Source organism: Nonomuraea sp. NPDC003707, assembly GCF_053587055.1.
In genome coordinates this window covers 63,505-84,386 of record NZ_JBSFNK010000024.1, presented here as the reverse complement: position 1 = coordinate 84,386, position 20,882 = coordinate 63,505, and the positions used below count along the sequence as shown (strand labels likewise).

The window sequence follows — 20,882 nt, the reverse complement described above, 5'->3', positions numbered from 1 at the left end:
GTCGAGCCACGGTCGCGCACCTGTCCCCTCTACTGGGGACCTCCGGGGGATCTGCCCGGGAGGCGGGGGCTGAGAGAATCCGGGCATGAAGCTCACCGCGCGGGCACTCAACCGGGCCACACTCGATCGGCAGCTCCTGCTGCGGAGGGAGCCGCTGGAGGTGGCCGAGGCGGTGCGCCGCGTGATGGCGTTGCAGGCGCAGCAGGCGGCCTCGCCGTATGTCGCGCTGTGGAACCGCGTCGCCGACCTGGACCTCGCCGACCTCGACGCCGCCTTCTCGAGCTACACGGTCGTGCGGGGGACGATGATGCGGATGACGCTGCACGCCGTGCACGTCGACGACTATCCGGCCTTCCGCGACGCCATCGAGCCGACCATGTACGCCACCCATCTGAACGGCCGCTTCACGCCGCGCGGCCTCACCGTCGAGGCGGGGCGGATCCTGGTCAGGGACCTGCTGGAGTTCGCCGCTGAGCCGCGGACCGTGGAGGAGATGAAGGACTGGCTGGAGCCACGCCTCGGCGAGCTGTCGGCGGCGGGGGTGTGGGCGATCCTGCGCTCGTACACGCCGCTGCTGCGGGTGCCGACCGGCGGGTCGTGGTCGTTCACCACGCGGGTGTCGTGCGTGGCCTCCTCACCTCGGCCCACGCTCGACCTGGACGCCTCGGCCGAGGCCCTGCGGGTGCTCACGCGGCGTTACCTGGAGGCGTTCGGACCGGCGTCGGTGGCGGACGTCGCGCAGTTCGCGCTCGTCCAGCAGGCCCGGGTCAAGGTCGCGCTGCGTGCCATGGACGGCGAGGTCGAGCAGTTCGAAGGCCCCGGCGGCAAGGTGATGTGGGACCTGCGGGGCGCCTCCCGCCCGCCCGAGGACGTCCCGGCGCCGCCCCGGCTGATGGCCATGTGGGACAACACGCTGCTCGCGCACGTGGAGCGCGACCGCCTGCTCCCGCCGGCCTACCGCAAGCTCGTCATCCGCGCCAACGGCGACGTGCTGCCCACGCTGCTCGTCGACGGCTACGTCGCCGGGGTGTGGCGGCCGGCCGAAGGAGGGATCGAGGCGGCGGCGTTCCATCCGTTGCCGGACGAGGCGTGGGACGGGCTCGCGGCCGAGGCGAAGGCCCTGGTGGCGCTGCTGGCCGGGCGCGAGCCGCACCCGTATCGCCGCTACGACCGCTGGTGGGAGAAGCTTCCCGACCTGGAGACCACGCTGCTTCCGGGGTAGCCCCTGGTTCGCGTGACAGGCGACACGGGCGACATGTCCGTACGTTCCGAATATGCGCAACCTGGCACCGGGTGAGCTCGTCTACGACCCGTTCTCGTACCGGATCCACGAGGACCCGTATCCGGTGTTCGCCTGGATGCGCGAGCACGCGCCGCTCTACCACAACGCCGAGCGGGACTTCTGGGCGCTGTCCCGCTACGAGGACGTCTTGCCCGCGCTGCGGAACCCGGGGCTGTTCTCCAGCCGTAACGGCATCTCCCTGGAGCCGGATCTGTGGGGGCAGGCCGCGGTCAAGACCAGCTTCTTCCTCGCCATGGACCCTCCCGACCACGGTGCGATGCGCCGCCTGCTGGGCAACGCGTTCAAGCCCCGGTGGGTGGCGGCGCTGGAGCCCCGGATACGGGAGCTGACGCGGGCCCGGCTGGCGCCCGCACGGGACGGCGGGGTCTTCGACTTCGCGGACTTCGCGGCAGCCGTGCCGAACGACGTCATGTGCGAGGTCGTCGGCATACCGGCGGCGGACCGGGACCGGATCCGCGCCGACAACGACCTGCTCAACCACTGCGAGGACGGCACCGACGAGAGGTCGGGCGAGACCATCGGCGCGGGGCTGCGCCTCGCCGTCTACTACGTGAACCTGATCGCGCAGCGGCGCAGGCGGCCGGGTGACGACCTCACCTCGATGATGATCGAGGCGCGGGTCGACGGGAGTCCTCTGACCGACTCGCAGCTCGTGGCCTTCCTCTTCCTGCTCGTCAGCGCGGGCAACGACTCGACCGGCAAGCTGATCGGCAACGCCTGGTATCACGGGTGGCGCCTTCCCGACGTCGCCCGCGCGGGCCTGAACGGGCGGGCCACGGACTGGGGGGCGGAGACGCTCCGCTACGACTCGCCCAGCCAGATGACGGGCAGGACGCTCACCGAGGACAGCGTCATCCACGGCGTCCGGCTGCCCGAAGGCGCCAGGATCGCGTTGCTGCCCGCTTCCGCCAACCGCGACGGGCGGGTCTTCCCCAAACCGGACACCTTCGACCTGGACCGCGACACGAGCAGGCACATCGCCTTCGGCCACGGCCCGCACTTCTGCCTCGGCGCGGCGCTGGCCCAGCTCGAGATCGCGGTCGTGCTGCAGGAGGTCGGCGCGGTGGTGGCGGACTACGACCTCGACCTGTCCGCCGCCCGGCGCGTCCACTCGCCGCACCAGCGCGGGTTCGCCTCGCTGCCCTCCGAGCTCACCCTCCGCCCCAAACCGTCGCCCGCCGCCTGAGGAGCACCCCATGTCGATCTCTTTCGAGATCCGTCCCAGCGACCACCCCGTGCCGGCCGCGGAACGGCAGGCCGTGCTGGCCGCGCCGGGGTTCGGCGAGCATTTCACCGACCACATGGCCACGCTGCGCTGGACGACCGAGCAGGGCTGGCATGACGCCCGCGTGGAGCCGTACGCGCCGCTGAGCCTCGATCCGGCGACCGTGGTCTTCCACTACGCGCAGGCGTTCTTCGAGGGGATGAAGGCGTACAGGCAGGACAGCGGGGCGATCGTGATGTTCCGGCCGTGGCGGAACGCCGCCCGGTTCAACCGGACGGCGCGCCGGCTGGCGGCGCCCGAGCTGCCCGAGGACGTCTTCATCAGGATGCTGGAGCTGCTGGTCACCCAGGAGCGGGACTGGGTGCCGTCGGGCGACGGCAACAGCCTTTACCTGCGCCCGTTCGTGATCGCGACCCAGCGCGGTCTCGGCTTCACGCTGCCCTCGCGCAGCTACCTGCTGTGCGCCATCGCCTCCCCGGCGAGCTATCTCGGCGGAGGCACGCCGAGACCGCTCACGGTGTGGTTGTCGGAGGACTACACGCGCGCCGCTCCCGGTGGCACCGGCGACGTCAAGGCGGCCTGCAATTACGCCCCCGCGCTCGCCGCCCAGCAATCGGCCGTGGCGCGGGGCTGCGACCAGGTGGTCTGGCTGGACGCCGCCGAGCACGTCTGGGTCGAGGAGATGGGCGGGATGAACCTGTTCTTCGTCTACGCCACCGAGGACGGGCGGCACCGGATCATGACGCCCGCGCTGACCGGGACGCTGCTGCCGGGGGTGACCCGCGACTCGCTGCTCCACCTCGCGCCCACGCTCGGCATCGACGTCGAGGAGGGCCGGATCTCGGTCGATCAGTGGCGCGCGCAGTGCGCGTCCGGCGAGCTCGTCGAGGTGTTCGCCTGCGGCACGGCGGCCACCGTGATCCCGGTCGGCGCGGTCAGGAGCACCTCGGGTGACTGGCTCGTCGGCGACGGCGGAGTGGGGCCGGTCACGCTCAGGTTGCGCCAGAGCCTCATGGACATCCAGTACGGCCGCACCCCCGACCCTTTCGCCTGGATTCACAAGGTTTGTTGATATACGGGATCAATGTCCCCTGAAGGAGGGAATGGTGTTGTCACGCGGTGCTCGGGATGCTCAGTGCCATACGAAGGGAGCATTCACTTGCGACTGAGTCCGAGGACGGTGCGCCAGATCGACTCGCCGTTCGGCGAGGCACGCGAGTTGGAAAATCAGCGCCGCAGGGAACGCGACCTGCTCGACCTCTCTCAGGCGGCTCCGTGTTATCCGGCCGCTCCGGCCGTGGTCGAGCACATCGCCGCCATCGCGCGAGACCCCCACGGCGGGGACTACACCGACATCGCCGGGTTGCCGCACCTGCGCGAGGCATTCGCCGCCGACCTGTCCCAAAGTTATCTGAGCCACGTGCGCGCGGAGCAGATCGTCATCACGGCGGGCTGCAACCAGGCCTTCTGCCTCGTGGTGTCCGCGCTGGCGGAGGCGGGCGACGAAGTGGTGCTGGCAGTGCCGTATTACCCGAACCACGACATGTGGCTGCGCCTGAACGGCATCCGGCCGGTCTACCTGGAGCCCGGCCCGGATCTCCTGCCGAGCCCGGAGACGGCCGAGGCGCTGATCACCCCGCGGACCCGGGCGATCGTCCTGGTGACTCCGGGCAACCCCAGCGGGGTGACGGCCGGCCCCGAGGCGATCGAGCGCCTGGCGGAGGTGGCCAGGCGGCATGATCTGGCGCTGATCCTCGACGAGACCTACCGCTCCTTCCGCGACACCGCCGAACCGGCGCACCGGCTCCTGTCCGACCCCCGGTGGGAGCAGACGGTGGTGAGCCTGCACAGTTTCTCGAAGGACTACGCCATTCCCGGCTACCGGGTGGGGGCGCTGGTCGCCTCGCCGCTGCTCAACCGCGAGGTGATGAAGCTGCTCGACTGCGTGGCGATCTGCGCGCCGCGCATCGGGCAGGAGGCCGCCTGGGCGGGCCTGACGCTGGCTCAGGAGTGGAAGCTCGCGCGGGCGCGCGAGATGGAGGAGAAGCGGCGGCGCTTCGCCGCCGTGATGGCGGAGCGGCCGGGCGGCTTCGAGCTGGTCTCCGCCGGGGGCTTTTACGGGTGGATACGCCATCCGTTCGCCGGGCGCCCCACCGAGGAGGTCGTCCGGGACCTGGCGATCACGTATGACACGCTCGTCATTCCCGGTACGGCATTTCTCCCTGAAGATGGTCGGATGCTGCGGGCAAGTTTTAGCAATGTGGATCAGGAATCGTTCACTGATTTCGCCGGTCGCTTGACTGCCGCGGGAATGTCGTACATGACCATACCTGCGAATTGATCACATTTACCTAGATCCCGAATTCATCCAGAAGTGCAGGCCGCGGCGGACCTTATCATCTCCGCCGCGGCGCTGCCTATAGGCCTTATCGGGCCGGCTCTAGGTCAACTCCGAGAATTACCGAACGGCGCGGAATCATCACTGGATGTGAAATTCGATAGGCACGCCGAGAGGTTGACATCGACGAGAAAACAGCTTAGAAAAGGCTGGTAAGGTGAAAAGCGAGTCAAGAAGTATATTTCCTCGCTTGTAATGGAAATCCATGATGATGCCCGGCCGGCGGGATGTACGGGGGCCCCGTGATCAGAATCGACGTCCTTATCAGTTCGCCAATCTTCCTCGCTGGGCTCGTCCAGGCTCTGACAAGTGCCGGTATTCAGGTGGTCGCGGAGAGGTCATCTCCCGACGAAGAACCCTCCTGGATAGCGGACGCCGCGTTAATCGACGTGGACGCGCTGCCGCTGTCCGACAATCTCGCCTACATCAGGGAAGTCGCCAAGCGCACCGAAGTACTGGTTCTGAACGACGGGGACGACACCGACAGCTACCTGCACGCGGGAGCGTCGGGTGTCATCGGCAAGCGGGCGACGGCCGAGCGCGTGGTCTCGGCGGTGCGGGCCGTGGCGTCCGGCTCCCGCTTCGTTCCCGTCGAGTGCGAAGTACGGCCCATGCTCGAACGCCACGAGGCGCCCGGCTACCACCTCTCCGAGCGGGAGGAACAGGTGCTCCGCCAGATCTCCAGGGGCCTGACGCACGGGCAGATCGCCACGCGGCTCGGCATCAGCCCTCACACGGTCGACACCTACGTCAAACGGATCAGGACCAAGCTCGGCGTGGGCAACAAGGCCGAGCTCACCCGTGCGGCCCTGCTGGGCCGTCTGGTCGGTAGCGAGAACGGATGAGCCGAGAACGGCCACGTGAAGAACCTCGCGGCGGTCCACGACAGCTCGGCGCTCCGGAAGTGAGCGCACCACGCGGCCTGACGGGGAACTTCCCGTCAGGCCGCGTCAATGGTGACCGTGGTGACCACCAGCCCACCCTGCACGGCGAAGCGCCCCGTGAGCTCCCGCAGCCGCTCACCGGCCACGAAAGGCCCCGGCACCAGCAGGCGAGCCGCGAAGGACGCCGTGGCCTCCTCGAACACCACCTCCACGGCGTCGAAGTCGAGGAACGACCCGGCCAGCGGATACCACGCCTTGTACACCGACTCCTTCGCGCTGAACAGCACCCGGTCCCAGGCGATCCGCGGGTCGCCGCCGGCCAGCCTTTCGAGCCTGGCGCCCTCCGCCGGCGTGGCCACGAGCTTCAGCACCTCGGAAGGCAGCGGCCCATGCGGCTCGGCGTCGATGCCGAGCGCGAGCAGGTCGTCGGTTCGCGCCACCGCGGCGGCCCGGTAGCCGGCGCAGTGCGTGATGCTGCCCACCACCCCCTCCGGCCAGCGCGGCGCGCCCCGCTCACCCCTGGGGATGCCGACCGGCGGCAACCCGAGCCGGACGAGGCCGGACCGGGCCAGGTGGCGCCCGGTCGCGAACTCCTGGCGGCGGCCGCGCAGCGCCCGCGTCACGCAGACCACCTCCTCCGGGTGCAGCGGCACCCCCGGCGCGTCGCCGTACGCCTCGGCCGCCGCCACGGCGGGCGGGAGCAGCCGCTCGATCACGACGGCTCGACGGGAAGGGGCAGCACCTGGCGCGGCCCGGTGCCGTTGACCCCGCCGCGCCTGGACCACTCCCGCGGATAGCCCACGGATACCTCGATGTGCGGCACGCCGTCGTGCCAGGTGGTCCTGCGGATGTGCAGGTGGCCGTAGACGACCGCGGCGGCGTTGAAGCGCAGGTGCCAGTCCGCGGTGCGCCACGTGCCGCACCACTGCGCGAACAGCTGGTGACGCAGGACCCGCGTGGGATCGCGCACCAGCGGGAAGTGGTTCACCAGCACCGTGCGGACCCCGGGTCCGAGCTCGGCCAGGCGCTCCTCCGTCTCCTTGACGCGCGCCTCGCACCAGGCTTCGCGGCTCACGTACGGGTCGGGGTGAAGCAGCAGCTCGTCCGTGCAGACGACACCGGACTCGTACGCCCGCGCGAGCGCCTCCTCCTTGGTCGTCGTCCCCTCGGGCAGGAAGCTGTAGTCGTACAGCAGGAACATGGGCACCACCGTCACCGGCCCGCCGGGCCCCGTCCAGATCGGGTAGGGATCCTCGGGGGTGACGACGCCCAGCCGGCGGCACATCTCGACCAGGCTCCGGTAACGGTCCTCGCCACGCGGGCCGTACACGTCGCCGGGCAGCGTCCACAGCTCGTGGTTGCCCGGCGTCCAGATCACCTTGGCGAACCTCTCGGTGAGCAGCCGAAGCGCCCACTCGATCTCGCCGGGCCGCTCCGCGACGTCCCCGGCCACGATCAGCCAGTCGCCCGGGGACCCGGGCTCCAGGTCGAGGAGCAGCCTGCGGTTGTCCCTGTGGCCGACGTGGAGGTCGCTGACCGCCAGGAGCCTGGGGCCGCTCACCGCGCCCCCGAGACCGGCACGCCTTCGAGCAGCGCCCGCCGTACGCTCGACAGCCCGGCCGTCAGCTCCGCGGTGGTGCCGCCGAAGCCCAGCCGCGCGTAGCCGGTGAAGGCGTCGCCGAAACACTCGCCGGGCACCAGCAGCACCCTGTCCCGCTCGGCCAGCCGGCGGCACACGGCGGTGGCGTCGGGGTGGCCGGGGAACTCCACGAACGCGGTCACGCCGCCGTCGGGCGGGTTCACCCGCACCAGGTCCGGGAGCTCCGCCGCCCAGTCGCGCAGCAACCGCAGGTTGCCGTGCGCGTGCTCGCGCTGCATCGCGACGATCCGATCGGCGTTCCTGACCGCCTTCTCGGCGAAGAACTCCAGGACCGGCGAGACGTACAACGCGATGTAGTCGCGCAGCACCGCCATCCGGGACAGCAGCTCGGGCGGTGCGAGGCACCAGCCGACCCGGAGCCCGGCCAGCCCGTAGCTCTTGGAGAACGTGCCGAACGTGATGCACTTGTCGTAGCGGCCGAAGGGCAGCGGGAGCGGGTCGGCCGTGTACGTCAGCTCGCCGAAGGCGTGGTCCCACACCAGCCAGGCGCCGGCCTCGGCGGCGATGTCGATCAGCTCCTGCTGTTGCTCGCGCGTGATGGAGACGCCGGTCGGGTTGTGCGGGAAGTTGACCACGATCATCTTCGGCCCGTTGGAAGCCAGCTTCCGCAGCAGCGGCAGGTCGGCGGAGAAGCCCTCCTGCGCGCGCAGCGGCCACGGGGTGATCCGGCAGCCCATCCCGGCGGCGATGTCGTACAACTGCTGGTAGGCGGGATCGACCACGATCACCTCGTCCCCCGGGTCCAGCAGCGTGTGCATGACGATGTAGATCGCCTCGCTGGAGCCGTGGGTGACCATCACGCCGTCCACGTCGCCACCCGTCCACCGGTCGGCCAGCGCCGCCCGCAACGCGCCGCCGCCGAAGCACTCGCTGTCATGAAAGATCATCGAGCCGAGCTCGGACAGGTCGAACCCGCAGATCGTCCTCAGCTCGTCGATGGTCAGGTCACGCACGCCGCTGCTGCCGATGTCGTGGTCGACGTTGTGGTAGTAGAGGCGCATCCACTCTTCGAGTTTCGCGATCGCGAGCTTCATGAACGGTCATCCTTTACCGGTCGGTGCGAAGGTGAGGACGTGCTCTGCCGCCGCCTCGATGCTCTTCCTCCTCCAGCGCATGGGGGTGTCCTGTCCCGTACGCCAGAGCTCCAGCTGGTCGTCGAAGTGGGGATGGAAGGCGTGCCCGGAGGTGCCGGCCAGCAGGACCCATCGCGACCCATCCGGATCGGACAGGTCGACGATCATTCGCATCGTGGGCACGAAGACGACGTCGTCGTACCCGCCCGCGGCCGACCAGCTCGTGGAGTTGACCGCGTCGCCGCCGCCCGCGATCGGCACCGGGCCGCGGTTGAACAGCCACTCCACCGGCGCGATGCCGGACTGGCCCGGCCCGTAGCCCCGCAACGTCAGCGTGTGCAGGTCGCCCCAGCGCCAGGCGGCCGGGTCGGGGCCGAGCCGCGCGGTGAGCTCGGTGGTGGCCTCGTCCATGGCGGCGGCGAGGATGTCGGCCATCGACTCCCTCTTGCCGGTGCGCCGGTCGTCCCACCACGGCGACCCGGGCGACTTCAGCAGCGCGGCCACGACCTCCCACCAGCGGTCGCCGTTGCCGGCCTTGCGGTCCTGCGGCAGTTCGTCGAAGGTCCGCGCGAGCAGGCTCCGCCAGGTCGCGTTGTAGAAGGCCGCCGCGGCCGAGTCGGTGCTCTGCTGGAAGTCCCAGCCCTTCAGCAGGTTCCGCGCCTTGGCGGAGGCGCCGTCGTTCAGGGGAACGGCCAGCAGCGCGGGCACCACGGCGGCGGCGCCGCCATTGAGGTTGTCGGACTGCATCCGCCGCATGTCCGCCACGCCGATCTTCCCGCGCGCCGTGCGTTCGGCGATCAGGTCGAGGATGCGGCGGCCGCGGTAGCCGTACGTCCAGTCGGTGGTGATGACGTGCTGGTAGGACGGCCCGGCCACCGCCTGGTTGGCGGTCACGATGACGCCGCCGGGCGGGTCGGACAGCGTCGGCAGCTCGGCGAACGGGATGAAGCCCGTCCAGTCGTAAGCGGGGTCCCAGCCCGGGACCGGCCAGGATCCGTCACCCTTGCCGCGGACCGGGATGCGGCCCGGGGCCTGGTAGCCGATGTGGCCGTCCACGTCGGCGTAGACCAGGTTCTGCGCGGGCTCGTCGAAGAGCGCCGCCGCCGCCCGGAACTCCGTCCAGTTCGCCGCCTTGTTGATGCCGAAGAGCGCGTCCATCGTCCGGCCGGGCTCGGACGCCGTCCAGCGCAGCGCCACCGCGTACGGCTCCGCCGCCGCCGGCGCGGGCACCCCGGGCTCGCCGGTGTCCAGGCTGGGCAGCGGCCCCGGCGTCAGGCTCGGCAGCGGTCCGCCCGACGGGTCCAGGGGAGGCCGGGCCGCCACCCCGAGCATGTCCGCCCGCCGGTCCGACAGCAGGGGACCGTGCCGCGTGGCGCGCACGGTGATCGTCACCGGCTCGCCGCCCGCGACTTTGATGACCTCCTGCCGCGAGTCGAGCGCGCGCCACGCCTTGCCGTCGAAGTACCGCTCACCTTCGACTTTCTCCAGGTACAGGTCGGACACGTCGGCTGGCAGGTTGGTCAGCCCCCAGGCGATCCGCTCGTTGCGTCCCGTGACCACGCCGGGCAGGCCGGGCATCGTGAAACCCTGCACGTTGTACGCGCAGGAGCACCGGAGCCCGATCTGGTACCACGTCCCCGGCAACGACGCCGCCAGATGCGGGTCGTTGGCCAGCAGCGGCTTGCCCGACGCCGTCAGCGCGCCGCTCACCACCCAGGAGTTCGAGCCGATGCCCGCTGTATCCCCGCCCGCGCGGAGCGGGAGTGAGCGCAGCGCGTCGAGCGCGGGGGCCGCCTCCCGCCACACGCGGGCGGGAACCGGCCGGGACGGGGTGCCCGGCGTGTCCACGATGGGGCGGTTCCTCGCGTACGGGTAGGGCGGGTAGAGCTGCTCGATCTGGCGCCTGCTCAGGCCCTGGGCCAGCAGCAGCGAGCGGTCGATCTCGGCGTCCATGTTGCCCAGCAGCTCCCACGCCAGCGCCTTCAACCAGGCCAGGGAGTCCACCGGGTCCCACGGCTCCACCGTGTAGCCGGGGTTCTGCAGGCCGAGGACGGTGTACTCCAGGCTTTTCGCTCCGGAGGCCGCGGCGGCGCCGTTCGCGGCGATCCAGGCGTTGACGCCGTCGGCGTAGGCGCGCAGGTAGCTTCTCGCCTCGGGTGAGATCCGCTGCCATTCCCGCTCCGCGGTCCGCCGCCAGCCGAGCGTGCGCAGGAAGGCGTCGGTGCGCACGAGCGGAGGGCCCAGCAACTCCGCCAGGCGGCCCGAGGTCAGGTGCCGCCGGTAGTCCATCTCCCAGAAGCGGTCCTGGGCGGTGACGTAGCCCTGGGCCTGGAGCAGGTCCGTGGCCGAGCCCGCATAGATCTGGGCGACGCCGTACGAGTCCCGGAAGACCTTCACCGGCGCGGTCAGGCCGGGCAAGGACAATGTCCCGTCGTACTGGGGGAAGCCGCGCCGCACCGACCACACCGCCAGCCCGGACGCCACCAGCGCGAGCACCACGACCACGGCGCCCGTCCACCGCACCACCCTCCACCACCGGCGGCGACGGCGCGGGACGGGGCCGCCGGGTTCCGGCAGATCGGGACGGGCAGCCGGCCGGGTCTCATCGGGGATCATGCGCACCTGCCCTGAGAGCTCGTCATGCCTCGTCCACGAGCCGCGCCAGCTCGTCGACGGTCGAGGCCGCGAGCACGTCCACCAGCGACACCTCCACCGCGAACACCTCGCGGACCTGGGCGGCCAGCCGGGTCGCCACGATGGAGGAGCCGCCGAGCGCGAAGAAGTCGTCGTGGACGCCGACGTCGCTGACGCCGAGGAGCTCCTGGAAGATCTCCGCCAGGCGCCGCTCCACCGGCGTGCGCGGCGCCACGTGCGCGTCGGCCGGGCCTAGGTCCGCCTCCGGCGTCGGCAGCGCGCTCAGGTCGTAGTCGCCCTCCGGGGTCAGCGGCAGCGCGTCCAGCACGAACAGGTGGTCCGGGATCAAATAGCCGGGCAGCCTGCTGCTGAGGTGCTGCCGGATCCGGATCGTGCCGACCGCCGGGTCCGGGCCGGTGACGTAGCCGAGCAGCATCGTCCGGCCGTCCACGCCGACGTATCCGGTCACCACCGCGCCGCGCACGTCAGGAACGCGGCGCAGGGCGGCCAGGGTCTCGACGGTGTCCACCTGCGGGTCGGTGTGGTTCACCACGGTGTTTCCGGTCCCTTCCTCAGCGGAGCTTGCCGACGAACTCCAGCGTCCCGTCCGCCCAGCGGCGGCCCAGGTCGCTGGTGTGGTATTCGCCGAAGCAGATCTCGGCGACCTCGCCGGTCGCGGCCGGCTGTCCCGACGGGTGCAGCAACCGCGCGGGCAGGTCGTCGAGCGGCGCGCCGAGCGGCACCCGCAGCGGCGCCGCGTCGAGCTGCCAGTCGTGCGGCACCGCGTACGCGGCCAGCGGCCGCCCGTCGAGGCCCATCCGGTAGACCGCCACGTACCGACAGTCCGGCGACAGCCGCCGCAGCGCGTCCAGGTCGTGGGAGATGAGCTCGCCCGAGTTGTCCACGAACACGCACCGCAACCCCGGCAGCTCCGTCAGGTTCCCGCCCGCGGCGATGGTGCGCAGGAGCGGCGCGTCGACGTAGGCGACGCTGATCGAGTTCTCCTTCAGCCATGCCACGAGGCCGTCGAGGTCCCCGGTGAACGAGCGGTCCGGCACGACCAGCGTCGCTCCGGCGTGGAACGCGCTCGTCATCGCCGACACCAGATGGGCGGGGCTGCTCGACACCGCCGCGAACCGGTCGTCACCGCGGAGCCCGAACCGCTCGACCGCCCAGTCCCGCCGGTCCGCCGCCGTAAGGTCGCCAACACCCTCGGCAGCGCCGCCGAGTTCGCCGAGGTCGAGCGGGCCTTCACTCACGTCGAGCACCGCCGGGCCCTGCGTGCCGGCCGCGTCCACGCCGAACGCCGCTCCCGCCCGCACGCATCCGAGGACCGCCGCCACGAACGCCGCCGTGGGCCGCCTGACGATGCTGATCCTTTCCGCGTCGGGAAGCGCCCGCGCGAAGTGCTCGGCCGCCGCGGCGAGCCATCCGTAGCTCCACTCGCCGTCCCGGTCCGCCACCGCGACCTGGTCAGAGGTACGGCCCTGCCGTGCCACCGCCAGGTGCGGCGCGGGAAGCATCCGCTCGCCGGGCGTGACCTCGGCCGCCTCCTCCAGCGGATAGTCGAGGATCCCCTTGCCCGAATCGCGTACCACCGCGTTGAGCATCGTGCGCAGGTGCTCCAGCAGCGCGTCCATCATCGGCGCCTGGTACCGTTCGGCGTCGTACTCCAGCCGGAGCTGGAAGGCCCCGAACGCCTCCAGCGCGGTGAAGACGAGGTCGAAGCTGCTCAACAGCTCCGGCAGCGGCATCACCTCGAGGCCGACGTCGCCGATGCGCCGGATCGGCGGCAGGTCGAACACGTTCAGGACCACCTGGAAAATCGGCGTCCTGCGCGGGTCGCGGGGCACCTGCAGTTCCTTCACCAGCACGTCGAACGGCGTGTCCGAGTGCGTGTAGCCGTCCACCGACACCTGGCGGGCCCGCCGCAGCAGCTCGGTGAAGTCCGGGTCGCCCGACAGGTCGAGGTGGAGCGGCATGGTGTTGATGAAGCAGCCGATCAGGTTCTCCAGCGCGACGTCGGTCCGACCGCTCACGGAGGTCCCGATCACGATGTCGGACTGGCCGGACCAGCGCCGCAGCACCGTCGCCAGGCAGGCCAGCACCAGCATGAACGGAGTGACGCCGAGGCGGCGGCACAGCTCGTGCAGCGCGACCGTCTGCTCGTCGGTCATCTTCAGCATGCTGCGCCCGCCCCCGGCTCCGAGGTTCAGCGGCGCGTTCGGCATGGTGATCGCGGGCGGCGCTCCGGCCAGGTGGCCGCGCCAGTACTCGACCTTTTCCGCGAGCGCGTCCCCGGTCAGGCGTTCGCGCTGCCAGACGGCGAAGTCGCGGTACTGGACGGGGAGGTCGGGCAGGCCCGCCCGCGCCAGGTCCCCGCCCGACTCGTACAGCGCCAGCAGCTCCCGCCCGAACAGGCCGATCGACCAGTTGTCCGAGACGACGTGGTGCGAGGTGATGTTGAGCAGGTGCTCGGTGTCGCTCAGCCGGACCAGCGTGCACTTGAACAGCGGGCCCTCGGCCAGGTCGAAGGCGGCGCTGAACTGCTCGTCCAGCATGCGCTTGCCGATCTCGAAGCCGTCCTCGGCCGCGGAGAGGTCCACCACGTCGAGCCGCCAGTCGCCCACCTCGCCGACCACGGGCACCGGCCGGCCGTCCACGATGGGGAACGTGGTGCGCAGCACCTCGTGACGCGCCACGATCGCGCGGATGCTGGCCTCCAGCACGTCCACCCGGAGCGGGCCGGCGAGGCGGTAGCGGCCGCCGACGTGGTAGGCGGTCTTGGGCCGAAGCTGGTGTTCCAGCCACAGGCGTTCCTGGTCGAAGGAGAGCACCGGCTCGGCGTCCGGCGGCCGTGGCCGGACGATCCGGTCCGGGCTGGCGTCCGTGGCCGCCTGCGCCAGCAGCGCGATCGTCGGCTGCTCGAAGAAGTCGAGTGGCGACAGCCCGATCCCGTCCTCCTGGGCTCTGGCCACGACCTGGATGGCCTGGATGGAGTCGCCGCCGAGCTCGAAGAAGTTGTCGTAGATGCCGACCTTGTCCACGCCGACGACCGTGGCCACGATGTCGGCCAGCCTCCGCTGCAGCGGCGTGCTCGGCGCGACGTAGTCCTCGATCAGTTCGGGCCTGCCGCCGTCCGGCGCGGGCAGGCGCTTGCGGTCGAGCTTGCCGTTGGCGCTGAGGGGAAGCGCGTCGAGCTCCACGAGCGTCGAGGGCACCATGTACGCGGGCAGTCCGCGTTCGAGGTAGCGGCGCAGCTCGGTGAGGGTCGGCGCGTCCTCCGCGCGTGCCGGGACGAAGTAGGCGATCAGGCGGCGGTCGCCGGGCACGGGCTCGTAGAGGGCCACGACGGACTCGCCGACCTGCGGATGCCCGCTGAGCACCGACTCGATCTCCGCGGGCTCCACCCGGAAGCCGCGGATCTTGATCTGCGTGTCGACTCGGGAGACGAACTCGAGGTTCCCGTCGGGGCGCCGGCGGACCAGGTCGCCGGTGCGGTAGAGGCGCTCGCCGGGGTGCGCGGGGTCGGCGACGAAGCGTTGCGCGGTCAGGCCGGGGCGGCCGAGGTAACCGCGGGCCAGGCTGACCCCGCCTATGTACAGCTCGCCGACGCCGCCCGTCGGCACCGGCGCGAGTCTGCTGTTGAGGATGCGCAGGTCGGCCGACGGGATCGGGGTGCCGATCGGCAGGTTCGGCCAGGCGAAGCTCTCGCCCGGGTCGAGGCGGAAGAAGGTCGAACTGACCGTGGTCTCCGTCAGCCCGTAGACGTGCATCAGCGGCACGCCGAGCCGCGGCCACATGGCCAGCCGTTCGGGCAGGACCCGCTCCCCGCCGATGATCACCAGGCGCAGGCAGCTCGGGAGCATCCGGCCCAGCCGGTCGAGTTCGCGTACCCACTCGTGCCAGTACGCGGTCGGCAGCTCCATCACGGTGAGCCGCTCGCGTTCGACGAGATCCACCAGGTCGGCCTCGCCGCTGATCAGGTGCTGGGTCGGGATGACCACCGCGCCGCCGGCCAGCCAGATCGGGAACAGTTCCTCCACCAGCACGTCGAAGCTCGGCGAGGCGAACTGCAGGAACCTGTCGCCGGCGCCGAGCCCGAGGCGCTCCATGATGTCGCGGGCGAACGTCACCAGCGAGCCGTGGTCGATCATGGCGCCCTTGGGCCGCCCGGTCGAGCCCGAGGTGTAGACGACGTAGGCCAGCGAGGCGAGATCCGGCGGGCCGTCCAGGTCGTGGTCGGCGTGTTCGCCGGTCGCGGGGCCGTCGAGGAGGACGGTTGCGGCGGGCGGGTCGGTCACGAGCGGCGCGAGCCGCACCTGTGTGATCAGGACCTTCGCACCCGCGTCGGCGAGCATGAAGGAGATGCGCTCGGGCGGATACGACGGGTCGACGGGGACATAGACGCCACCGGCCTTGAGCACGCCGAGGATCGCCACGGCCAGCTCAGGGGAACGCTCCACCAGGATGGCGACGGGAGTCTCCCGGCCCACACCCCTGGCCCGCAACTCCCGCGCCAGCCGGTTGGCGGCCCGGTTGAGGTCGCCGTAGCTGGTCGCGACCCCGTCGCAGACGACGGCGGGCGCGTTCGGCGCGAGCGTGACCCGGCGCTGGAACAACTCGACGAAGCCGGCGTCCGAGGTCTGCGGCCGGACGGGTGCCACCGGGGCGGCGATCAGCGTCAGCTGCCGCACCGCCGCGTCGGGCACGGTGACGAGCTGCCGCAGGATCTCCTCGAACTGCCCGGCCAGCAGGACGATGGTCTCCCTGTCGAACAGCTCGGTCATGTAGTGCCACTGGAGCTGCAGCGACTCGGGGCTCGGGATGGCCGATAGGGTGAGGTCGACCGACACCAGCCCGAGGTCGATCGGCTCCGGCTTGATCCGCAGGTCGGGAACCTCCAGGGTCTCGCCGGGCACGGTGAGGACGTTGATCCACAACCGGCTCAGCGAGGTCTGCGACGCCTCCCGGCCCAGGTCCAGAAGCTCGATCACGCGTTCGAAAGGCACGTCCTGGTGGTCCATGGCGACGGCCATGGACTCGCGTGCCCTCCGTACGACCTCGCGCAGCGTGAGCTCGCCGGTCAGCCGCACGCGCAGCGGGACCGGGTTGGCGAAGCAGCCGATGACCTGCTCGGTCTCCAGCCGGTTGCGGCCGGACACCAGTGAGCCGACGACCAGGTCGTCCTGTTCGAGGTAGTGATGGAGGAGGATGGAACACCCTGCCAGCAGGATGGAGACCAGCGGGGCGTTCTCGCGTTCGCTGAACGCGCCGAGCGCGGCGGTGAGCTCCGCCGGCAGGTTCACGATGTGGACGTCGCCGGCGAACGACGGCCGCGCCGGATACGGCCGGTCGGCGGGCAGCTCGGGCGGCGTCTCGATGCCGTCGAGCGTCCGCCGCCAGTGCTCCAGCTCGGCGGCCACCCTCTGGTCGTCGAACTGCTCGCGTTGCCAGGCGGCGAAGTCGCCGAACTGGATGCCGGGGGCGGGCAGCGTGCCGCCGCCGTTCTTGCTCAAGCCGTACAGGGTGACGAGCTCGCGCACGATGATCGACAACGACCACGCGTCCGAGGCGGCGTGGTCGGTGGTGAACAGCACGACGTGCAGGTCCTCGGCCAGGCGCAGCAGCGTGACCCGCAACCGGTGCGGGTCGCGGGGGTCGAAGGGACGCATGATCTCGGCCTTGCAGTGCCGCCGCACCGCCGCGCGCTGGTCCTGGGGCGCGACGTGCGTCAGGTCCACCACGGGAGTGGGCACGGGACCGGTGGGATGGACGACCTGCACAGGCGTGCCGTCATCCTGGAGCTCCACCGTGGAGCGCAGCACCTCGTGACGATCGACGACCTCCGTCAGCACGCTGCCGAGCAGGCCGAGGTCGAGCCTGCCCTCGATGCGGAAGGCGCTGTTGATGTTGTTGGCCGACCGGAGCCGCTCGATGGCCCATTCCCGCTGCTGCGCGATGCCCAGCGGGGTGGGGAGGGAACGATCGCGTGGCCGGATCCGCTCCTCGCGGGCGGGCTCGCGGGTCGCCAGCAGGTCCGCGACCCGTGACTCCAACTTCGCCCTCTGCTCCGGTGAGAGAGCTGCGATCCGGCTTTGCAGGTCGGTCATGAGGTCTCCCCATCCGCGCGTTCCCGCGCAAGAGCCATTGCCGGTGGATCGGGCTCGTCTTTCGCCGCCGCCTTCTTCGCGCCGCCGGTGGGCCGGTCGGGCAGGGCACGCAGGTCAGGCTGCCGGTAGGCGACCAGCGCCGTCACGATCACGGCCAGGCCGCAGAACAGGATGAGCAGGGCGGTCCCCCGGCCCGGGCCCACCCCGAAGAACGTCCCCACCGAGCCGGTGAGCGGCCCGCCGTTCCGCAGCAGCGGCTCGAAGACCTGGTCGGCCAGCGGACCGGCGAGCGCGAAGGCCACACACTGGACGGTGTTGGCGACCATGTTGAACAGGGCGAACACCCGGCCCTGGATGTCCGGCTCGACCTCGACCTGGAGGATGCCCCTGGCCGTGCCGTCGACGATCGTGGAGAACAACGAGTAGCCGAAGGCCGCGATCATGATCAGGACGACGCTGGGCCGTACCACTCCCAGGCACATGAACCCGCCGATCGGCAGCGTGAGGCCGGCCAGCGCGTGGATGCGGCGGCGCGGCCCGCCCCAGGCGGCCAGCACCAGACTGCCCACCACGGCGCCGACTCCCGCGGCCGCCAGCACCACGCCGAGTGCTTCGGCAGAGGAGTAGGAGAGGACCACCGGCGTGATCAGCACGTCGGCGGGGGCGACCGCGACGCCGACCGTGCCGTACAGGACGACGAGCGCCAGCAGGCCGCGGCGGGCCGACAGGTAGCGCCAGCCCTGCCGGATCTCGGCGCCGAGGCCGTCCCCGCCCGTCGAACCCCTCTCGGACCTGCGCCGGTGCGGGATGGAGACGAGCAGCACGGCCAGCATGTTGACGACGAAGGAGGCGCAGTCGATCAGGAGGACGCCGCCGAGCCCGACGCCCATCAGCAGCACGCCGCCCGCGGCGAAGCCCAGGGTTCCGCCGAGGGCCTGGGCCAGGAGCACCATCCCGTTCGCGCGGCCGACCTGCTCCTTCGGCACGAGCAGGATGACGATGGAGTTCATGGTGGGCGCCGTCAGCGCGCGCAGGAGCGACTGGATGCCGACGACGATGAAGATGTGCCACGGCTGGAGCGTCCCGCTCAGGAACAACGCCGCCAGCGCGAAGATCGTGACCGCGGACAGCGCGTTGCTCACACCCAGGATGCCGCGCCGGCTCCAGCGGTCCACGAGCGCCCCGGCGACCGGCGTCGCCAGGATGCCCGGCAGGAAGCTCATGACGATGATCAGCCCGTACTGGGTGGCCGAGCCCGTCCGCTGGAACACCCACACACCGAGCGCGAGGCTGGTGAGCGAGGAGCCGAGCACCGAGACCAGATAACCCACCCAGAGTGTGGTGAACCTACGCATGAGCGATCGCTCCGTCCGCCGTCGATGGCCGTCGCACGCGCCCATGCTCGTGGATACGGCAGCCGCCATCACCTCCCCACTTCAGGGGACACACCCGTCGCTTTCCGGCGCGCGTAACCGGTGGCCAACCGCCGCCGCCTACCCTCGCCGCCATGGCGACAGCGCTCATCGACCTCGATGATCTCGACCTGTTCGTGTCCGGCGATCCGTACGCCGCCTGGGCGTGGCTGCGCGAGCACGCGCCGGTCTACTGGAACGCCACCGCCGACGGCGGCTACTGGGCCCTGACCACGTACGCGGACGTGAGCGCGGTCTACCGGGACCCGGCGGCGTTCTCCTCCAAGGACGGCACCGTGCTCGGCGGCTCGTTCCGCAGCGCGACCGACACCGCGACCGGGCAGATGCTCATCTGCTCCGACCCGCCCGAGCACCGGCTGCTGCGCCACCACGTGCACAAGGCGTTCGACAGGCGGATGATGCACGCGGCCGCCGAGCACGTGCGCGCGTACCTCACCGACGCGCTCGACCGCCTCACCGCCGACGGCGGCGGCGACTTCGCCACCGATGTCGCCCCCACGCTGCCCGCCGGTCTCCTCGCCGCGATGTTCGGGATCGGCCGCGCCGACGCGCTCCACCTTCTCCACCTCACCCGCACGATGATCGGCTTCCGCGACGAGGAGTACGTCAGGGACAGCGGCGAGGCCCTGACCCTGGTCGGCGCCCAGGTGGAGATCTTCGACTTCCTCACCGAGCTGCTCGACCGGCGCCGGGCCGAGCCCGGCGAGGACCTGGTCAGCATCCTGCTCGCCGCCGAGACGAACGGGCGTGGCCTGACCGAGAGCCAGATCCTCTACAACGCGCTCAACGTGGCCGTCGGCGGCAACGAGACCACCCCGTTCACCGCCTCGGCGATCGTCGAGACGCTGATCGGCCACCCGGAGGAGGAACGCCGCCTGCACGACGACCCGAGCCTGGTCCGCACGGCGGTGGACGAGTTCTTCCGGTGGACCTCGACCAACGCCTACGTGCGCAGGACCGCCACGAAGGACGTGACCCTGCGCGGGATCCGGATACCCGCCGGGCAGACGCTGACGTTGTGGAACTCCTCCGCCAATCGCGACGAGAGCGCCTTCCCCCACGCCGACCGGCTCGACCTCGGCCGCGCCCCCAACCACCACCTGGCCTTCGGCGTCGCCAACCACCGCTGCGTGGGCATGTCCGCGGCCTGGATGGAGATCACGCTGCTGGTGGAGGAACTGGTACGGCGCCGCCTGCGCTTCACGCCGAGCGGGAAGATCGAACGGCTGGCCTCGAACTTCATGCTCGGCATCAAACATCTGCCGATCGAGGTGGCGGCCTAGGCGGTCGAGCGCAGCAGCGAGGTGTGGCCGTCCGGCTGCAGCTCGTGCTGCCACAGCCGGGGATCGATGGCCCGCCCGGTGAACGCGCCGTGCGCCGCACGGGCGTAGAGCCGCCGGGTGGCCAGGTCCGGAGCCGTCTGCAGGTGCCGGCGCAGCCGTACGTCGCACAGCCGGTACCAGCGCTGCACCTGCTCGAGCTGCCCGAGATGGCCGTGGACCAGCATCAGCGCCCGGAACGCCTCCTCGTGGAACGGCTCCACCTCCAGCATCCGCTGGCACCACCTGATGACGCCGACGTGGTCGCCGCGCAGGATGTTCGTCTCCGCCAGGTAGGTCAGGCCGCACAGCAGCCTGCTGCGCAGCCACTCCCGCTGCGCCACCGCCCACTCATACGGTTCGTCCGGCAGGAAGTCGCCCGCGTACAGCCCGTCGGCCCGCAGGTAGAGCGCCGCCGCCTCCGCCCGGCCGCCGCGCCGTTGCGCCGCGTGCGCCTCGTCGGCCAGGCGGATGAAGAGCTCGAAGTCGAGCGGCACTCCGGCCGCCTCCAGGAGGTAGCCGGACTCGCGGGTGAGCAGGCGCAGGCCCGGGCCGCCCTCCGGCTGCCCGTCCAGGACCTTCCTGAGCATGTGCGCGGCGACCTTGAGCGAGCTGGAGCCCTTGGGCCATGGGCCGTCCGGCCACAACGCGTCGTACAGCACATCGCGCGAGACGATCCGCCCGTGCCGCAGGAGGAGGAACTGCAGCAGGTTGCGGGCCTTGCCCGCCTTCCACCGTCCCACCGGGCGGCCGTCGAACGCCAGCTCGAACGTGCCGAACGTGCGGACAGAGATGCGTTCTTCCACGTCTTCTCCCCGTCTCTCCGGGGACTCGAAGCTA

Annotated in this window: 14 protein-coding genes; 6 read left to right on the top strand and 8 right to left on the bottom strand. The window is 71.1% G+C overall.

Going from position 1 to position 20,882, the window contains the following annotated elements:
- Positions 1-85 precede the first annotated feature (85 nt).
- From ACWDRB_RS43815 to ACWDRB_RS43795, 5 genes are all read left to right on the top strand, one after another.
- The gene (locus ACWDRB_RS43815) at positions 86-1,222 is read left to right on the top strand and encodes a winged helix DNA-binding domain-containing protein (protein WP_449904355.1); all 1,137 of its coding nucleotides are present in this window, start codon (positions 86-88) and stop codon (positions 1,220-1,222) included.
- A gap of 52 nt (positions 1,223-1,274) precedes the next feature.
- Positions 1,275-2,489 (top strand): cytochrome P450, encoded by a 1,215-nt coding sequence (locus ACWDRB_RS43810; protein ID WP_449904352.1) that lies wholly within the window; start codon positions 1,275-1,277, stop codon positions 2,487-2,489.
- Between the two features lie 10 nt (positions 2,490-2,499).
- On the top strand, positions 2,500-3,600 hold the full coding sequence (locus ACWDRB_RS43805) for a branched-chain amino acid aminotransferase (protein WP_449904350.1): 1,101 nt from the start codon (positions 2,500-2,502) through the stop codon (positions 3,598-3,600).
- An 87-nt stretch (positions 3,601-3,687) separates the two neighbouring features.
- A complete protein-coding gene (locus tag ACWDRB_RS43800) occupies positions 3,688-4,869 on the top strand; it encodes an aminotransferase (protein ID WP_449904347.1) in 1,182 nt (393 codons plus the stop codon).
- 446 nt (positions 4,870-5,315) lie between these two features.
- Complete coding sequence (locus ACWDRB_RS43795; RefSeq protein ID WP_355205801.1) at positions 5,316-5,771, top strand: response regulator transcription factor; 456 nt, start codon at positions 5,316-5,318, stop codon at positions 5,769-5,771.
- A 95-nt stretch (positions 5,772-5,866) separates the two neighbouring features.
- On the opposite strand, the gene ACWDRB_RS43790 is transcribed toward ACWDRB_RS43795, so the two are convergent.
- Genes ACWDRB_RS43790 through ACWDRB_RS43760 form a run of 7 tightly spaced genes read right to left on the bottom strand, consistent with a single transcriptional unit; the run spans position 5,867 to position 18,645 of the window.
- Positions 5,867-6,526: a 4'-phosphopantetheinyl transferase family protein gene (locus tag ACWDRB_RS43790; RefSeq protein WP_449904344.1), complete on the bottom strand. Its 660-nt coding sequence runs from the start codon at positions 6,524-6,526 to the stop codon at positions 5,867-5,869.
- Positions 6,523-7,371 (bottom strand): metallophosphoesterase family protein, encoded by an 849-nt coding sequence (locus ACWDRB_RS43785; protein WP_449904342.1) that lies wholly within the window; start codon positions 7,369-7,371, stop codon positions 6,523-6,525. Before ACWDRB_RS43785 ends, ACWDRB_RS43790 begins: the two co-directional genes overlap by 4 nt.
- Positions 7,368-8,504, bottom strand: coding sequence for a capreomycidine synthase (vioD, locus tag ACWDRB_RS43780; protein WP_449904339.1), 1,137 nt, complete (start codon positions 8,502-8,504; stop codon positions 7,368-7,370). The genes ACWDRB_RS43785 and vioD overlap by 4 nt, the downstream gene beginning before the upstream one ends.
- A 6-nt stretch (positions 8,505-8,510) precedes the next feature.
- Positions 8,511-11,159 carry a penicillin acylase family protein gene (locus ACWDRB_RS43775; RefSeq protein WP_449904336.1) on the bottom strand — a complete coding sequence of 883 codons (2,649 nt, stop codon included), beginning with the start codon at positions 11,157-11,159 and terminating at the stop codon, positions 8,511-8,513.
- Between the two features lie 22 nt (positions 11,160-11,181).
- Positions 11,182-11,730, bottom strand: a complete 549-nt coding sequence (locus ACWDRB_RS43770; protein WP_449904333.1) for a phosphopantetheine-binding protein — start codon at positions 11,728-11,730, stop codon at positions 11,182-11,184.
- Between the two features lie 19 nt (positions 11,731-11,749).
- Positions 11,750-17,290 carry an amino acid adenylation domain-containing protein gene (locus tag ACWDRB_RS43765; RefSeq protein WP_449904331.1) on the bottom strand — a complete coding sequence of 1,847 codons (5,541 nt, stop codon included), beginning with the start codon at positions 17,288-17,290 and terminating at the stop codon, positions 11,750-11,752.
- Positions 17,287-18,645 carry an MFS transporter gene (locus tag ACWDRB_RS43760; protein WP_449904328.1) on the bottom strand — a complete coding sequence of 453 codons (1,359 nt, stop codon included), beginning with the start codon at positions 18,643-18,645 and terminating at the stop codon, positions 17,287-17,289. The genes ACWDRB_RS43765 and ACWDRB_RS43760 overlap by 4 nt, the downstream gene beginning before the upstream one ends.
- A gap of 152 nt (positions 18,646-18,797) precedes the next feature.
- Between ACWDRB_RS43760 and ACWDRB_RS43755 the strand changes: the two genes are divergently transcribed.
- Positions 18,798-20,006 carry a cytochrome P450 gene (locus ACWDRB_RS43755; RefSeq protein WP_449904326.1) on the top strand — a complete coding sequence of 403 codons (1,209 nt, stop codon included), beginning with the start codon at positions 18,798-18,800 and terminating at the stop codon, positions 20,004-20,006.
- Here the strand turns inward: ACWDRB_RS43755 and ACWDRB_RS43750 are convergent.
- A complete protein-coding gene (locus ACWDRB_RS43750) occupies positions 20,003-20,848 on the bottom strand; it encodes an AfsR/SARP family transcriptional regulator (protein ID WP_449904324.1) in 846 nt (281 codons plus the stop codon). The genes ACWDRB_RS43755 and ACWDRB_RS43750 overlap by 4 nt on opposite strands.
- Positions 20,849-20,882: the final 34 nt, after the last annotated feature.

Bases quoted from the DNA above. Each gene is read 5' to 3' on its own strand.
- vioD (WP_449904339.1), bottom strand. From the start codon at position 8,504: ATGAAGCTCGCGATCGCGAAACTCGAAGAGTGGATGCGCCTCTACTAC.
- ACWDRB_RS43760 (WP_449904328.1), bottom strand. From the start codon at position 18,645: ATGCGTAGGTTCACCACACTCTGGGTGGGTTATCTGGTCTCGGTGCTC.
- ACWDRB_RS43815 (WP_449904355.1), top strand. From the start codon at position 86: ATGAAGCTCACCGCGCGGGCACTCAACCGGGCCACACTCGATCGGCAG.
- ACWDRB_RS43755 (WP_449904326.1), top strand. From the start codon at position 18,798: ATGGCGACAGCGCTCATCGACCTCGATGATCTCGACCTGTTCGTGTCC.
- ACWDRB_RS43775 (WP_449904336.1), bottom strand. From the start codon at position 11,159: ATGATCCCCGATGAGACCCGGCCGGCTGCCCGTCCCGATCTGCCGGAA.
- ACWDRB_RS43810 (WP_449904352.1), top strand. From the start codon at position 1,275: ATGCGCAACCTGGCACCGGGTGAGCTCGTCTACGACCCGTTCTCGTAC.
- ACWDRB_RS43805 (WP_449904350.1), top strand. From the start codon at position 2,500: ATGTCGATCTCTTTCGAGATCCGTCCCAGCGACCACCCCGTGCCGGCC.
- ACWDRB_RS43765 (WP_449904331.1), bottom strand. From the start codon at position 17,290: ATGACCGACCTGCAAAGCCGGATCGCAGCTCTCTCACCGGAGCAGAGG.